This is a genomic window from Gemmata sp., from assembly GCF_051859125.1.
In the GTDB taxonomy this organism is placed as follows: domain Bacteria; phylum Planctomycetota; class Planctomycetia; order Gemmatales; family Gemmataceae; genus Gemmata.
This window is the reverse complement of record NZ_JBHYGG010000240.1, coordinates 44,338-58,893: the sequence shown is the minus strand read 5'-3', so window position 1 is coordinate 58,893 and position 14,556 is coordinate 44,338. Positions and strand designations below refer to the sequence as shown.

General features: G+C 74.0%; 14 protein-coding genes. 5 read left to right on the top strand and 9 right to left on the bottom strand.

The features are described 5' to 3' along the window. Nucleotides 1–337: 337 nt before the first annotated feature. Entirely contained in the window at nucleotides 338–544 is a 207-nt protein-coding gene (locus ACTIGN_RS19510; RefSeq protein WP_439626867.1) for a hypothetical protein, read from the bottom strand. Nucleotides 545–1,454: 910 nt separating this feature from the next. On the opposite strand from ACTIGN_RS19510, the gene ACTIGN_RS19505 reads away from it, so the two are divergent. From ACTIGN_RS19505 to ACTIGN_RS19495, 3 genes are all read left to right on the top strand, one after another. Further along, nucleotides 1,455–1,964, top strand: a complete 510-nt coding sequence (locus ACTIGN_RS19505; protein WP_439626865.1) for a hypothetical protein — start codon at nucleotides 1,455–1,457, stop codon at nucleotides 1,962–1,964. 514 nt (nucleotides 1,965–2,478) lie between these two features. After that, the gene (locus tag ACTIGN_RS19500; RefSeq protein ID WP_439626863.1) at nucleotides 2,479–3,288 is read left to right on the top strand and encodes a hypothetical protein; all 810 of its coding nucleotides are present in this window, start codon (nucleotides 2,479–2,481) and stop codon (nucleotides 3,286–3,288) included. Between the two features lie 152 nt (nucleotides 3,289–3,440). Then, nucleotides 3,441–4,469, top strand: a complete 1,029-nt coding sequence (locus ACTIGN_RS19495; RefSeq protein ID WP_439626861.1) for an AAA family ATPase — start codon at nucleotides 3,441–3,443, stop codon at nucleotides 4,467–4,469. 164 nt (nucleotides 4,470–4,633) lie between these two features. Here the strand turns inward: ACTIGN_RS19495 and ACTIGN_RS19490 are convergent, their stop codons facing one another. The 3 genes from ACTIGN_RS19490 to ACTIGN_RS19480 form a co-directional block, all read right to left on the bottom strand. After that, nucleotides 4,634–6,010 (bottom strand): DUF1552 domain-containing protein, encoded by a 1,377-nt coding sequence (locus tag ACTIGN_RS19490; RefSeq protein ID WP_439626859.1) that lies wholly within the window; start codon nucleotides 6,008–6,010, stop codon nucleotides 4,634–4,636. Then, on the bottom strand, nucleotides 6,000–7,934 hold the full coding sequence (locus tag ACTIGN_RS19485; protein ID WP_439626857.1) for a DUF1592 domain-containing protein: 1,935 nt from the start codon (nucleotides 7,932–7,934) through the stop codon (nucleotides 6,000–6,002). The genes ACTIGN_RS19490 and ACTIGN_RS19485 overlap by 11 nt, the downstream gene beginning before the upstream one ends. A 260-nt stretch (nucleotides 7,935–8,194) precedes the next feature. After that, nucleotides 8,195–8,434, bottom strand: coding sequence for a helix-turn-helix domain-containing protein (locus ACTIGN_RS19480; protein ID WP_439626855.1), 240 nt, complete (start codon nucleotides 8,432–8,434; stop codon nucleotides 8,195–8,197). Nucleotides 8,435–8,511: 77 nt separating this feature from the next. Between ACTIGN_RS19480 and ACTIGN_RS19475 the strand changes: the two genes are divergently transcribed. Continuing rightward, nucleotides 8,512–9,558 (top strand): hypothetical protein, encoded by a 1,047-nt coding sequence (locus tag ACTIGN_RS19475; protein WP_439626853.1) that lies wholly within the window; start codon nucleotides 8,512–8,514, stop codon nucleotides 9,556–9,558. Nucleotides 9,559–9,664: 106 nt separating this feature from the next. Further along, nucleotides 9,665–10,837 carry a hypothetical protein gene (locus tag ACTIGN_RS19470; protein WP_439626851.1) on the top strand — a complete coding sequence of 391 codons (1,173 nt, stop codon included), beginning with the start codon at nucleotides 9,665–9,667 and terminating at the stop codon, nucleotides 10,835–10,837. Nucleotides 10,838–10,993: 156 nt separating this feature from the next. Here the strand turns inward: ACTIGN_RS19470 and ACTIGN_RS19465 are convergent, their stop codons facing one another. The 5 genes from ACTIGN_RS19465 to ACTIGN_RS19445 all read right to left on the bottom strand — a co-directional run bounded on the left by ACTIGN_RS19465 (nucleotide 10,994) and on the right by ACTIGN_RS19445 (nucleotide 14,552). Beyond that, entirely contained in the window at nucleotides 10,994–11,194 is a 201-nt protein-coding gene (locus ACTIGN_RS19465) for a hypothetical protein (protein ID WP_439626849.1), read from the bottom strand. A gap of 127 nt (nucleotides 11,195–11,321) precedes the next feature. Further along, nucleotides 11,322–11,657, bottom strand: a complete 336-nt coding sequence (locus tag ACTIGN_RS19460) for a hypothetical protein (protein WP_439626847.1) — start codon at nucleotides 11,655–11,657, stop codon at nucleotides 11,322–11,324. Between the two features lie 179 nt (nucleotides 11,658–11,836). Further along, a complete protein-coding gene (locus tag ACTIGN_RS19455; RefSeq protein WP_439626845.1) occupies nucleotides 11,837–12,451 on the bottom strand; it encodes a hypothetical protein in 615 nt (204 codons plus the stop codon). Between the two features lie 176 nt (nucleotides 12,452–12,627). Then, a complete protein-coding gene (locus tag ACTIGN_RS19450) occupies nucleotides 12,628–13,197 on the bottom strand; it encodes a hypothetical protein (RefSeq protein WP_439626843.1) in 570 nt (189 codons plus the stop codon). Further along, nucleotides 13,194–14,552, bottom strand: coding sequence for a hypothetical protein (locus tag ACTIGN_RS19445; protein ID WP_439626841.1), 1,359 nt, complete (start codon nucleotides 14,550–14,552; stop codon nucleotides 13,194–13,196). Before ACTIGN_RS19445 ends, ACTIGN_RS19450 begins: the two co-directional genes overlap by 4 nt. Nucleotides 14,553–14,556: the final 4 nt, after the last annotated feature.

Sequence of the window (14,556 nt, the reverse complement as noted above, 5' to 3'; positions counted from 1 at the left end):
CAACCCCACAATACCAAGGAGGCACCGGCTTTCCGCTTAACTGAAGGGCATTGGGGCTAGGGCCAGGGCCAACAGCCTATGCTTCGACTTCGCGTCCACTGAGGCACTCTCCGGGTCGGCGACGGCACCGCCCTCACTTCGGGGCAAGTCCACGTTCGAGGTCGGGGCTGGTGACGGTGAAGTTCTCGGCCCCGGCGGCATCGGCGGGGCCGACCCTCGCCCCGCGGAGCAAGAAGACCTGTCCCTTGGGAACCGAGGCGCGGACCCCTGCGGCCGGACGCGTCGTACCCCGCCCCGGGGCGGCCCGAGGCGGTGCCCAACATGTGGCCCGCCCGGCTCACTCCGCCCCGTCGATCTCCTCCTCGACGGCCGGCAGCACCGCCTGCATCTCCTCCCACACCTCCCGCCCGACGTGCAACTGCTCGCCCCGGGGCGGGAGGCCCTCGTCAAGCAGGACGTCCAGGCCGGCCAACTGCATCTCGGCCAGCGTCCTCGCCTGGCGGGCCTTGAGGGCGTCGAGGACGGACTTCTGCTCCTCGGTCATCGCGTCGTCTCCCTGAATGTGGCAACACCGCTCCCCGGGCGGCCCGCCCTTTCGCCGCACGGCGGCGGGTGGGCGACCCGGGGGAGTGAAGGTCTCCGGCTGCCGGTGAGCGGCGAGTATAGCACACCCCGTGCCCGCCCACCCGATACGCCCGGGCCGGCGGCACTCCGGGACGACCGGTTCAACCCACCTGCGCGGCGGGAGCGATTGCGACGGGCGGCAACGTAGGGGCGTACCACCCCTCGAACACGGTGTTTGGAAGACGTGCGTGCGTGTGGGAACGGCCAACGGCTGGGGCCGGGGACGCCGCCCGGCCCAAGACGATGGTCGCACCCGGGGCTCCGACACACCGGCGTCGCGGGTGCCGGTGTGACGGAGCCCGTCGGCCCAGGGAACCTGACCACTCTCGGTCCGAAAGAGCCCGGGCCAAACAGGCGCGGTGGTGGGGAACTGCCCGAGGCGTGGCCCGAGCGCGAGGTCACGAGGTGACGCGCTCCGGTCCGGAGGCCCGTTCGGCCGCGACGGCGAGGGGCGTGGAAAGAAGAGGCCGGTGGCTCTCGCCACCGGCTCGCTTTGACAGGCGTGGGGACGTGCGATCGGGTGTGGGGGGTGGGCCGGGGGACCTCGGCCCGACTGTTGTTCGTCGCCGAATGTAATGCACGAGGCGTGCCAAAGCCGCCCCCGCGGTCGCCCGGCGTCTCCTTCCAGGAAATCCCGGGCGAACCCGCCTCGAACTGCTCCCCGCCGGCCGCGGGGCGGTTGTAACCGTTACCGCCCGCGTGCCCGAATCGGCACGTCGCCGTGCCAACCCGCCTTCCCCCGCTTCCCGGTGCCGGCTATGAGCCCCCACCGACCACGGCGGTCGGATCTACACCTCCGTCCCGACGCGTTCTCCATCGTGAAGGCCACCATGCCCCAACTGACCGAGGCCGCCGCCGGGCAACTCACGCCCGGGCAGGCGGCCGAACTGGTCCGCGTCCTCGACGCCCACGCCGCCTGGGACGACCGCCGCCCCGGCCCGACCGGGGGTGCGACACCGCACGCCGACCTCCGAGCCCGGCAGCGGGCGTTCGACACCTTCCGGTCGGCGTGGCGGGGGTACGCCCCGAAGTACCCCGGGGTCCCCCTCCCCGAGCCGGGCCGGAACTCGCCCGACCAACTCGCCGCCTGGTGCCGCGTCCTCCGCGTCGTGTTCCGGCTGGCGGCGGCCTGGCCGGCACGCGTGATGGACAGGGTGCACCGCCTGGCGGACGGCGTCTCGGCGGGGGCGGGCGAGCACCCCGTGGGGCGTACGACCGCGGGGGACGAGGCGGAGGCCGGGCATGATTTGGACGCCGTGATCGCGTGGTGTGACCGAGCGGCCAAGCCGCCGGCACCGCCCCGTGCCCTCACGAAGGCACGCCGGGAAGGGGCGGCGTAGTCGTCAGGAGCGTTCCGAACACGCGATCCCCACGGGCACCACGGCACGCCCTACCCCGGCCGGACCGCCGTCGGGTGAGCGTGGTTCCCGAACCGGTCGCCGCCCGTGCCGACCCGCCACACTCGCATCACCCGACCGGCCGTCCGACCGCCTGCCGCTCGTCGCCGAACTCGACTGGTCGGGAGACTGAGATACCGTCTCCCCTCTCGTGGGGTGCCGAGGCGGTCGCGGTGGAACGTGCCGGGACCGAACCTCGACCCGGTGGGACGGACTCCAGTGAAAAGGGAGCGAAGGCACGGGACGTCCGCGGCGTGGAGGAAGGCGATGGTCCGGCCGAGGTGCGGTCGCGCGGGGTCGGCCGAGGGCCGGATCTGGGCTACGAGTTGCTCTGGAAGGGCGACCCGGTGCACCACGGCGAGGGGCTCCTGTCTTGCCGGCCGGCCCCCCCGGGGGCGAGCGAACGGCGGCGTTCCTCGCCGACTATGCGGCCCGCCGCGGGTACTTCGAGGCTGGGATGCCCGCCTTTCTCGACACCATCGCCCGGTTCGACCGCAAGCGGCCGGCCGCGACGGGGGCCGTGCTGCGGTCCGGCCTCGCCTCGCTCGCGGCGGACGTCCAGGCCATGCGCCCGCTGCTCGTCAGGAACTTCCACCCGCACCGGACGACCCTGCGGCTGGCCGACGACGTTTGGGTCGCGTGGACCTGGCACCTCGCGAACGGGATCGGGAACGTGCTGGTCGCCCCGTCGGAGGGCGACCTGCGGACCCGTATCGAGACGCGTCGCGTGGCCGAGGCGTACACGGTCCGGCACGACGGGCTCCTGGCGTACATGAGGACGCCGTGGCGCACCGCCGCCGACCTCCCGGGGGCGACGCCCCTCGCGGCGAACTACGCCCTGTTGGAGTGCTTCCGGGACCGCCTGTTCTCCTTCTACGACCGGATCGACCTCGCCCGCGTGGGTGCCGCCCCGGGGGGGACGCCGATCCCGGAGCCGGCGGGCGACCCGCCCGGGGGCAGCGAGGGGATCATTGCCGCCGCCCTCGGCACCACCGGCCCGGAGGCCCCGTGCGGGACCGGGGAGCGGCTCCCGGGCCGCCGGGTGCCGGGCGCCCGGTTCCTCCGGTTCTGGCGGACCCTGGAGCACCTCGGGTGCGAGGTCCGGGGGTCGAAGGGGAGCGAGGTGTCGGTGTACCGGCCCGGCTACCGGAAGTACGTGCTCGGCCGGCACCGCACCAACCGGGAGGTGTTCCCCGCCGAGATCCAGCGGGTGCTGGGCCGGCTGGGGCTCACGACGGGGGAGTGGCTGACGGCGCTCCGGGCGTGATCGCTTCGGGCCGCCCGTGAGAGATGGGCCGGGGGCACCTTCGCCCCCGGCCCGGGACGCCGCCGGCCGAGACCGCCGAGGCCGCCAACCCGCCCGGTGGCGGTCGTGGCGGGCTCGGCCGGCACGAGGCGCACGACGACGGAGTGGGTGCGATGAGCGAGCGCACGCTGACCAGGTTGACGGAGGTCTCGGAGAGGGCGCAGAAGTGGGTGTGGACGGGCCGCATCCCGGCAGGGGCCATCACCGACCTGGCGGGCGACCCCGGCCGGGCCAAGAGCCGGATCGTGTACGACCTCGCGGCCCGGGTCACCCGGGGGCGGCCCCTGCCGGGCGAGACCGCGGCCCGCCCGCCGGCCGGGGTGGTGCTGCTCCAGGCGGAGGACGACGCGGCGGCGACGGTCGAGCCGGTGCTCCAGGCCGCGGACGCCGACCCGGACCGGGTGTTCGTGTACGACCCGGCCGCGTTCGGCGACGCCCCGCTGAGGCTGCCGGCGGACCTGAAACTGGTCCGCACCGCGGTCCAGCAGGTCGGGGCGAAGTTGGTGGTGGTCGACCCGGCGACGGCCCTGATCGCGTGCAACCCGAACGCCGACAGGTCGGTCCGGGACGCGCTGCGGCCGCTGGCCGAACTCGCCGCGGAGTACGAGTTGGCCGTGGTGGTGGTGCGGCACCTGCACAAGTCGGGCGGCGGGAGCCTCCTGCACCGCGGGGCCGGCAGCATCGCCCGGGTCGCCGCGGCCCGGTCGGGGCTCCTGGCCACGGCCGACCCGGCGTCGGCGGACCCGCACCGCCACCTGCTCGTGCAGACCAAGACGAACCTCGCGGGGGGCGCGACGTGGGCCTACCGGACGGTGTTGTCCGGCGGCCAGGTGGTCGCGGAGTGGCTCGGCGAGGTCGCGGTCACCGCCCGCGACCTGGCCGGGGGCGGGGACGCGGAGGCCTCGAAGCGGCGGGAGGCGGCGGAGGTGCTGTACCTGATCCTCGCGGAGGGTCCGTGCCGCGCCCGGGACGTGCGGGTGCAGGCGGCCGAGTCGTGCGTGGCGTTCCGGACCCTGGAGCGGGCCAAGGCCGCCCTGGGGGTGGTGTCCGAGCGGAAGACGCTCTCGGCGAAGTGGTGGGAGTGGGTGTGGCGGCTGCCGGGCGAGGACACGCCGCTCCTCGCGCAGGTCCGGGCGAAGTAGGCCCCGGCCGCCGCGGGCACGACCGCGGTGGCGTAGGCCGTCTCGGTGTGGGCCGCGACCGCAGGGGGGCGGACGCGGGGCCGTCGGCCGTCGCGGCCCGCACCGACGAGACTCACCGGCCGCCAGCGTGGGGCGCGACCGCCGAGTCGATTCCAGCGGGCGGACTACGCGCCCGTGAGTTCCTTGATCTGCCCGGTCGCGATGCCCAGCGGGCGGTCCAGCGGGACGCCCACGCACCCGAGCAGGGTGGTGAGCAGGTCGCCCTGGTTGGCCCTGATCCCGGTCAGGAACCGGCCCGTCTTGAGCGCCCCGCCGCCGCCCCCGGCGAGGACGAACGGGAGGTTGTCCCGGCTGTGCCGGTCCCCGTCCTCCAGCCCGGACCCCCACATCATGATGCAGTTGTCGAGGAGGGTGCCGTCCCCTTCTCGCAGGGCCGCCATCTTCCTCACCATGGTGGCGAACCGGGCGACGTTGAAGGCGGTGATGGCCGCGACCCGGCCCTTGGGCTCCTCCTTGTTCCCGTGGTGCGTGTACGAGTGGTGCTCGCCGCTGAACCCGAGTTCGGGGTACGACACCCCGTTCGGCGTCGACCCGATGTACGTGCTGACCCGCGTGACGTCGGCCTGGAAGGCCAGCACGTTCAGGTCGCACATGACGTCCATGTACTCGCTGCGCTTGTCGCCCTCGGGGATCTTGATCTCGATCGGCGGGGAGTCGGACGACTTGTTCTTGCTCGCGGGAACGCCGGACTTCGCCTGGGCCGCTTCCTTCTGGCGGTGCTCGATGGCGGCGATGCGGCGCTCGACCGACCGCACGCTGTCGAGGTACTCGTCGAGCTTGTCCTGGTCCCCCCTGGGCAGCCGCCGCCGCAGGTCGCGGGCACCGTCGAGGACCAGGTCCAGCATCTTCCCGTCGAGCGGGTCGACCCGCGCGGGCTGGTCCGCCCTGGTGGTCTTGCCGAAGAGGCGGTTCAACACGGCGCGGGGGTTGATCTCCGCGGGCAGGGCCTGCTTCGCCGAACTGAAGCTGCAGTGCGTGTAGTACCCCTCGTTCAGCCCCTCCTGGTTCTCCTTGTGCGTCTGCGGCATCGTCGCCAATTCGAGCGACGGCAGCGCGGTCAGGTGGCCGACGTAGTTCGCGGCGACCTGGTCCGCGGAGATGCCGATGTTGATCTTGTTGCGCGTGGCCGCGTCGGGCAGTTTGGCGGTGAGCCAGGTGGACAGTTCGAGGGCGTGCGGTGCCCCGTTGAACGGGGCGATCGGCACCCCGGAGATCCCTTTGGCCACGAGGCACCGGTCGAGCACCGGCTTCAGGGGCTCGAGCACGGGCGGCGGCGCGGTCAGGAACGTCTCCGGCGACCTGGGCCAGAACTCGCTCCCGATCACGCCGTGCGGCATGTACATGAACCCGAGCCGCACCGGTGGCCGGGCCGGCTTCGCCCCGGGCTCGGCCCACCCCATGCAGTCGAGCAGGGGCAGGGCGAGCGACGCCCCGAGGCCCCGGAGACACGTCCGCCGGTCGAGCAGGTGGTTACTTGGCATTGGGTGGCGCAACCTGGCGGTTCAGGAAGGGGTAGCTGGTGACGACTTCCACGACGAGCGACTGCATGCCGTAGTTGTCGCGGGCGAGGCGGCCCATCACGCCGTCGACGACGATCTCGTCGTACCCTTCGAGCTGGCGGCACAGCGCGTACGCGAGCAACTTCTCGGTAAGGTTCCGGGCGAGTTCGTCCCTGCGGCCGGCGACGATGGCCTTCAGTTCCTTCGGCGTCGAGAACCGCTTGCCGCCGGGCAACTCGCCGGCGGCGTCGATCGGCCCGCCCGAATCGTCCGTGTCGCGCCAGCGGCCGACGGCGTCGAAGTTTTCGAGGCCGAAGCCGATGGGGTCGAGCACCTTGTGGCAGCTGGCGCAGGTCGGGTTCTTGCGGTGCAGCTCCGTCCGCTGCCGCAGCGTCAGGGTCGCCACCTGCTTCGGGTTCTGCTTCTCCAGCGTCGGGACGTTCGCCGGGGCGGGGGGCACGTGCTGGCCCAGGAGCTGTTCGAGCACCCACACGCCGCGCTTCACCGGGCTCGTCCGTTCGGGGAACGACGTCACCGCCAGAACGCCGGGCATGCCGAGGACGCCCCCCCGGTTGCCGTCCGCGAGCTTCACCCGCCGCATCTCCGGCCCCGTGACGGTCTTCTCCAGGCCGTACAGCGGGGCGAGCGTGCCGTTCAGAAACGTGTAGTCGCTGTCGACGAAGCCCACGACGCTGCGGTTCTCCCGAACGATGCTGTCGAAGAACAGCCGCGCCTCGTCGTACATCGCCGCCCGCATCTCCGGGGTCACCAGTGGAAACTTCTTGGCGTCGAACGGCTTCGTCGCGAGCGTCCCGACCCCGAGCCACTGCGACCCGAAGCCGTCGAACAGCGCGCGCGAGCGTCGGTCGGCGAGCATCCGCTTCACCTGCCCGCGGAGCACCTCCGGTTCGTGCAGCGTGCCCTTGTCCGCGAGGGCGGCCAGTTCGGGGTCGGGCATCGTGGCCCAGAGGAAGTACGACAGCCGGGACGCGAGCTGGTGGTCGTCCAGCGGAACGATGGTTTTGCCGGCCTCGGCGGCCTTGGCGGGCGTGATGAAGAGGAACTGCGGCGACACGAGGACCGCCTTGAGCACGAGCCGCAGCGACTCCGGGTACGTGAGCTTGTTCGCTTGGGCCAGGTCGAAGACCTTCAGCAGCGCCTCGACCTCCTCGTCCGTCGCGGGGCGGCGGAACGCGCGGCGGGCCTGGGTGCGGGCCACGGCCGCGGCCGCCTCACGCGCCTTGCCCTCGGGCGGGGTTTCGCCGAACAGCGTCTTCTGCACCTCCGTCGGCGGGGCGTCCTTCGGGCCCAGCACCCGGTCCAGCACGGCGTTCGCGACGGCGAGGTACTGCTCGGTCTGCAGCGGCGAGAACGTGTTGAGGTACCCCTCGCCCGGGACGTCGTCGGGGAGGCCCGCGACGACCGCGGGGTCGACCCCGAACAGGTCGCGGAGGGTGTTGCCGAACTCGACCTTGGTGAGCCGGCGGATGACGAACGGCCCGGGGTCCACCGGGCTGAGGTACTTGACCGTCCCGACCCACTCGGCGAACTCCCGCCGCTCCGCCTCGGTGGGCTGCCTGGCGGTGCCCTCCGGCGGCATGGCCTGCTCGCGCACCTGGGCGAGGGAGACCTGCCAGGCGCTCCGGAACCGCCCGTCCGCCGGGCGCTGGACCATCTTCGCGAAGTCGATGCCCCCCTTCCGCTTGTTGTTGTTGCCGTGGCAGTCCATGCAGTACGCCTTGAGGAACGGGACGACCTTGGTGCGGAAGGTCTCGTTCACCCGGGCGCGTCGCGCCTCGGACGGGGCGTCCTGGGCCGCGGCCGCGGGGGCGAGCAGCGGCACGAAGGACGCGACCGGCACGGCGATCGCGCTCACGACCAGGTGGAGGGTGGGGGTCAGACGCATGACGCGTTGCTGCGGGGGTCGGGGCTCTCGGTCGGCGCGGGGGACGGGTCCGCACGGTGCGAGGGCGGCGGGTGAGGATCAGGGCGTCGGCGGGAGGCGGGAAGGACGCGGGCTCCCTGTCATCGTAACCGATCTTTCGCGATGGAACACCATTTTGCGGGTCCGGATTCCGGGAGCGTCCGGCACGACCGCTCGGGCGCGTGTTCGACTCGGTCACTCGGACCCGGTCGGGACCGGGGGGGCGCGGCGGGGCGGCCGGGCTACTCCCGCTCGACCGCCTCGAAGAGCTTCGCCATCGTGACCGCGAGTGCCGCGGCCACCTTCTCGATGTTCACCAGGCTCAGGTTGCGGGTGCCCCGCTCCACGTCGCTCAGGTAGGTGCGGTGGATGCCGGCCTTGTCGGCCAGGTCCTCCTGGGTCAGCCCCAGCTCCTCGCGCCGGAACTTCACCGCGGTCCCGAACCGCTCGCGCACGTCGGGCCTTGCTCGCCGCTTCCCCATTGCGGCGATCGTGGCGATCTGTAGCCTATAAGTGTATCGACGATGAGTGACATTCCGGCCCAACCCGGTGCCCACCGATGCCCGACCCCGTGCCGCCCGCGGACCCGTTCTGGCTCCTGACCGGCGACGTGCCGACCGGCCCGTTCACCGTCGGCCAGGTCCACGCGCGGATCGCCGCCGGCGATGCCACGTGGCAGACGCCGGCGTGCCCGGTCGGAGGGAGCACCTGGCTCCCGGTGGTGCGGACCCCGGGACTCGGCCCGGTGGCTCCCGGGGCAACTGCGCCCGCCGGTGTACCGGCGGAACGCGCCGCCCCGGGGCCGCTGCCGCCCCACCCGTCCTCTGCCGGTCCGCCGGCACCGCTCGCGCCGAGTCCGCCGGTGCCGCCCCCGGCTGCGCCCGCGGCCCCGCCCGCACCCGCCGCCGCGAAGTACGAACTCGTCGGTGCCGCCGTCGTGCTGCTCCTGATCGCGGGGGGCGTGTACGGGGCGTCCTGGGTCTGGGCGCAGATCCGCCCGGCGACCGCCACGGAGGTGTGCAAGAAGCTGGACGACGCGAAGACCGCGGCCGAGGCGAAGAAGTACGCGACCCCCCGGATGCACCCGCTCCTCGACGCCCTGTTCGCCGACAAGAGCGCCCTCGACCCGAACGACGCGTCCGAGTGGACCCAGGAGGTCGACGGGCCGCGGCCCGACACCAAGTTGGTCGGGTTCAAGGGCACGACGTTCGTCCCGGAGGCCGGGCGGCGGGTCCGCGTCGAGGGCCACTTCGTCGTGGTGAAGTCCGACGGGTGGAAGGCGGACGACGCGGTGCTCACCGGGGTCGAGGGCGCGTCGCTGCCCGGCCCGGTGTCCCTGGTGGACGAGCACCGGGCCGCGCTCGCGCGGCCCCAAGCGCCCGCCCCGGGCGCGGCCCCGACGGACCGGTCGTACCGCCAGCACCCGCCCGGTCCGTCGGCCCGGCCCCCGCAGCCGGTCACCCGGGTCAAGACGAAGTGGGAGGACATGTTCGACCGGCTGAGGGACGCGGTGGGCTGGGGCGGGATCGTTGTGCTCGGCATCCTGTTCGCCGCGGGGGCGGCCGTTCGGGAGTCATGGCGGAACAGGTCCTCGACGACCCCGTAAGCGCCGGCCGCGTCGTGTCGTCGGGCGGTCCGCACGCGGGTTCGCGAGGGGCGGCTCGCCGGCGAGTGCGGCACACACACTCACAACCATTCCGTTCGGGTTCCCCATGTACCCCTTGCTCGCCTTCGCCGGAGCGTACGGCCCGAACATCGCCTCCTGGCTGCTCGCGCACAGCGGCGAACTCGGGGACGCCGCGGCACGGATCGCCCGACCCGTGATGGCCGCGATCACCGATCCGAGTTCGTCCCTCGACCGCATCGGGTCGGCGCTCGTGGCCCAGAACGCCGACCGACAGGAGGTGATCGGGTTGCTCCACCAGCACACCACGCAGCTCGACGGGATCTCGGCCGCGGTCGTCGGCGTCGGACAAGCAGTCGGGCACGTCGGGCAGGCGGTCGGTGTCCTCACGTCGCTGACGATGGTCGGGTTGGGGGTCGCGGCCCTGTCGCAGGCGCACATCGCGTTTCAGTTCGCCCGGCTCACCGAGCGGCTGAAGCGCCTGGAGGCCGAGGTGCAGGAGATCAAGGAGACGATGCACGCCGGGTTCCGCGGGGAGATGAGTGCGGGCCTCATCAAGCTGAAATCGGCCCTCGACGCCCAGGCGGCCGCCCCCGACCGGGCCGACGCGCTGTTCCGCCAGGCGATCAACAACCTGACGGACAGCATGGCCAAGTACGTCGAACTGCTCCGCGGCGGCCTCGGCTCACGCAACCCGCACACGGAGTGGGTGCTGGCGCGCCACTTGACCGTATCGACCCTCGGCCAGGCCGCGGCCCACACGCGGCTCGGGGAGCCCGGTTCGGCCGTGCAAGCACTCCGGTTCGGCCTCCCGTCCATCCGCGAGCACACCAGGGCCGTCTTCCGCCGCACCGTGGGCGAGAAGCCGGGTACGTTCCTCATGCCGGCCCTGTCGGGGCACGGGATCACCCTCGACGTGCTGGCCGAACTGTGCCGACAGGCCGGGCACGCCGGGGTGCTGGAGAAGTCGACCCGGGTCACGGCGAGCGACGTGTTCGAGTCGCTGCGGGACCGCCTGCTCGACGTCACGGACCCGTGGTTCTTCAAGACGAGCAAGGTGGAGCGGCTGCGGGCCGAGTTCGCCGAGGCGTCGGCCGCGGTCGAAGAAGTGAACCGGATCGAGGGGCTGGCGCTGACGATCGAGCAGTGCGAGCGAACGGGGCACGACCACACGAGCGTGGTCGAACTGATCCTCCGGGCGATCGAGGCGTGTCGGCCCGACGAGGGGGCGTGCTTCGCGGTGTTCCCACCGCTGGATTGAGCGGGGGCTCGCGAGCCGGATCGGGCCCCCGCGCCCCGATAGGTAAAAGAGAGACTCGCCGAGTCCCGCCGGTGCGAGGCGAACGGGCACAACCGGGCCGCACCTTCTCCATTTGGGGAAGGTGCGGCGGGATTCGGACCAGGTCACACCGCCGGTTCAACGGCTCAGGGACACGCGGGCCACGTTCAACTCGGGCTCGGCCCGCACGACGGCGCGGACGGCCCGCCGCAACTGACTCATGAACTTGTCGCCGACCAGCACTTCACGAACCACGTTGGCCGCGCCCTCGGGCAGGTCGCCGGGGACGCGGACGGTGACGTGGATCTCGTCGAGTAGAACGGTCTTGTGCTTCGCCATCGGGTTCCCTCCGGCGGCTGGGGTTCGGAAGGCCGCCTCACCACACCAGGAGCCAGATCACGACGCTGGCGATGAAGTACGCCATTTCAACGACCACGGGGGATGGAGGGGCCGGAACGGGCCAGAGTCAGACGACGCTGAGCACGCCCAGGACGACGAGCCGGGTGACGACCGACCACCCGGCCAGGTACGCGAACAGGAGCGCGGTCCGGCCGCCCGAGAGGGACAGGCCGTCGTACACCGCCACGCCCCACGCGACCAGCGCCGCGACGTAGCCGAACGGGAACGGGACGAAGCTGGTCACCGTGACCGCGGCGACGGCCCACCCGGACGCGGTCGGGTAGTTCGGGTCGGCGGTCAGGTCGGCCGGGTCGCCGACCGTGGCCCCGTAGCACGCCACGGAGACGGCCCAGGTCGCCCAGGCCAGGAACGCGAAGATCACGAGCGCAACGAGGAGGACCACGGTCCCCTCCAGGTTCGGGGTGCGGGCAGAAGGAGGAAGAGCGGCGGGCGGGGCGGGGGAGCGGCGGCGCGGAACGGGGGAACCGCACGGGCTGGGGCACCCGCTCGGGGCGGGCACCGGGACCGGCCGGCTTCCCCTTCCGCGCCAACACGCGACCCCGCCCCGCCCGCCGCCGGGGGTCAGCGCAGCAGGCCGACCCGCCGGGCCGCCCGCCGGAGCCACGCCCCGGCCCGGACGCACGCGGTCGTGGCCGCGGCCGCGGCCCCGGCCCCGGCGACGGCCGCGGACACCGCCTCGGGCACCTGGGAGCACACCAGCGCCACCACGAGCCCGACACCGAGGGCGGCCCCCACGGCCCGGCGGACCGGGAGCGGCTCCCCGGCCGCGGCCCCCAGCGCCGCGACCGCGGTGGTGACCGCCGCGACCTTCGCCGCGACCGCCGTCTGGACCGTGGTGGCCGCCGCGACGGCGGCGGCCCGGGCCGAGGCGACCTTGGCCGTGATGCGGCCCCACAGGCCCGGCTTCTTGGGGTGAGCCGGTGCGTCGGTTGCTCTGGGCACGGGAGCGGGCACGGGCGGGGCCGCGTGGGGCACGAGCAGCGCCCGGAGTTCGGGATTGGTCATGATCTCGATGATGGCGTCCTTCACCGCCAGGCGGGTGCCCTCGCGGGCCGCGTCGGCGACGGCCCCGTTGAGGCCCTCGGCCAGGGCGTCGATGATCGAGTCGAGGCGGTCCAGTTGGTCGGCCAGTTGCTTGCGCGGCGGCCTGCCGTTCACGGTTGCGGTCGCGGTCACGGGGGTGTCCTCCGTTGGGGGTGGTGGGTTCGGTTCGGGTGAGTGCGGATCGGGGAGCGGCCGCTCCCGCTTCCCGGTGCGTGTGACGGCGGCCGGCACAGGGCACCGGGAGCGGCCGCGGAACGAGCGGGGAAGAAGGAGCGGCGGGTACGGTTCAGGAACGGTTCAGGAACAGGTCAGGACGGGCCGGTGCGGGCGAGGGCGGTCTCGGCGGCGAGGACGTCGGCGGCCGCGGCCAGGACCGCGAGGGCGGCCCGGGCGACGGGGCCGCCGGCCAGCCCCAGGCCCGCGGCCAGCACCCCGAGTCCGACGGCCGCGGGCACGGTCCCGTGCCGCGCGAGCCACCACCGGCCCACGTTCACCCCGACGGCGACCGCCGCGGCGGCCGGCACGGTGGGCACGGGGTCGTCCTCCTCGGGTTCGCCGCGGGCGGACCGGGCCGGGGCGCGGGGGCGGTCGTCCGCGTCGGGGTCGTCCCACGCGTCCCGGGGGTCGCCCCACGCGTCGAACTCGCGGTCGGCGTCCGCGTCGCCCCTCCGCACCGTCGACCGGGCCGCGGGGGCACGCGCCGCGCCCGCCCGCGGCGGGGCGACCAGGCGGTCCACGAGGGCCGCGGCCAGTACGTCGCGGACCGCGGTGCCGACCGCGTGGGCCAGTTCGGTCGCCAGCGCGGTCCGCACCTTGACCTTCAGGTCGCCGAGCGCGTCGGCGAGCCGGTGGCAGCGGGTGGTGACGATGGCCCTCACGGCGCGCCCCCCAGGTGGAGTTGCTTCAGGTTGGTCATCAGCGCGGACAGCACCTTCTTCTCCCTCTTCCCCTGGCGCAGGGCCGACACGAGCCGGGCCGCGAGGCCCGCGGCCCCGGCCAGGGCGGCCCGCAGGTCCTCGGCCAGGTCCAGGGGCTCGGGCGGGTCGCCCCGCGGCGGGGCGGGGCCGGTGGGTTCGGCCTTCACGGGCGGGCTCCTTTCGGATCGGGTGGGAAGGGTCGGGGACTCGGAAGCAGTCGTAGTGGGCGGGGCGAGCAGTGCGGGGTCGAGCGGGGCCGCGAGCAGGGTGCGGTCGCCGCCCGCGAAGACGACGGGCCGGTCGGGGCTGAAGAGGGCGGTGCGGCACCCGAGGGCCAGGGCTCGGACCAGCACCCGGCGGTCGAGGGCGACCCGGACCGGGGCACCGGAGTGGGTCGAGCGCTCCAGCACCACCTCCCGCGTCTCCCCGGCCTGCTCGCCCTCTCTGGCCCACCCGCGAACGCGCACGCCCCGATCGGCGTCGAGGGTCACGGGCCGCACGTCCCGGTCCCCGCCGGGCAGTCCGGGCAGGACCGGTAGCAGCGCGGCCGCGTCGGCCGGGTCGATGCGGACCGTGGCGGCCGCGTCCCGCGGCACCACCCCGGCGACGTCGGGGTACCTCGCCCCCGCGTCGGTCGGGAGCCACACCGCCCACGGCCCGGCCGCGACGACCAGGTGCGCCGCGGTCCGCGCGAGCGTGACAGTTGTGGGGCCGGCCAGCGGCTTGGCCCCGAACACGGGCAGGGCCGGGACCAGCACGTCGTCGGCGAACGGGAGCGTGAACCCGCCCCAGAGCAGGGCCACCTTGCCGTCGGTCCCGACGACGCGGCCGTGCCGCCCCTGGAGTTGCACCCGGGACAGCGCGAACCGGCCGCTCTCCCTCGCGGCCGCCCGCCCGCACGCGTGCAGCGCGGCGAGCACGTCCGGAGCCACGGCCGCCGCCGCGGGCGGGGCGGGAACCTCGTGCTGCCGGCCCGGCAGGACCAGGTCCACGGGGAGGGTCCGCGGCCCGGTTCCGCAGGTCCACCGCACCACGCCGGTCAGTTTTGTGCCGCGGTCCATGGAGACGGCCCCGTCGGCATTGCCCTCGGCCCCGGCGAGCACCGCCGCCGGCACGACCACCACGTCGTCGGGCTCGTCCGGGGCCGGGGTAGCGTGGGTCAGGGTGACGCCGGCGGCCGTGGTCGCGGCCAGCGTGCGGACGCCGGCCCGGACCCGGACCACGACGGGCGGGGCCGGCCCCCGGGGGCGGCCCGCGACGCACCGCCCGAACAGAACGCGGAAGTCCCGTGCGTCCGCACGGGTGAACAGGATCATGCCT

Coding starts and splice junctions, on each gene's coding strand:
- ACTIGN_RS19480 (WP_439626855.1), bottom strand. CDS start 8,434: ATGGGGAAGCGGCGAGCAAGGCCCGACGTGCGCGAGCGGTTCGGGACC.
- ACTIGN_RS19500 (WP_439626863.1), top strand. CDS start 2,479: ATGCCCGCCTTTCTCGACACCATCGCCCGGTTCGACCGCAAGCGGCCG.
- ACTIGN_RS19445 (WP_439626841.1), bottom strand. CDS start 14,552: ATGATCCTGTTCACCCGTGCGGACGCACGGGACTTCCGCGTTCTGTTC.
- ACTIGN_RS19510 (WP_439626867.1), bottom strand. CDS start 544: ATGACCGAGGAGCAGAAGTCCGTCCTCGACGCCCTCAAGGCCCGCCAG.
- ACTIGN_RS19470 (WP_439626851.1), top strand. CDS start 9,665: ATGTACCCCTTGCTCGCCTTCGCCGGAGCGTACGGCCCGAACATCGCC.
- ACTIGN_RS19485 (WP_439626857.1), bottom strand. CDS start 7,934: ATGCGTCTGACCCCCACCCTCCACCTGGTCGTGAGCGCGATCGCCGTG.
- ACTIGN_RS19475 (WP_439626853.1), top strand. CDS start 8,512: ATGCCCGACCCCGTGCCGCCCGCGGACCCGTTCTGGCTCCTGACCGGC.
- ACTIGN_RS19490 (WP_439626859.1), bottom strand. CDS start 6,010: ATGCCAAGTAACCACCTGCTCGACCGGCGGACGTGTCTCCGGGGCCTC.
- ACTIGN_RS19495 (WP_439626861.1), top strand. CDS start 3,441: ATGAGCGAGCGCACGCTGACCAGGTTGACGGAGGTCTCGGAGAGGGCG.
- ACTIGN_RS19465 (WP_439626849.1), bottom strand. CDS start 11,194: ATGGCGAAGCACAAGACCGTTCTACTCGACGAGATCCACGTCACCGTC.
- ACTIGN_RS19505 (WP_439626865.1), top strand. CDS start 1,455: ATGCCCCAACTGACCGAGGCCGCCGCCGGGCAACTCACGCCCGGGCAG.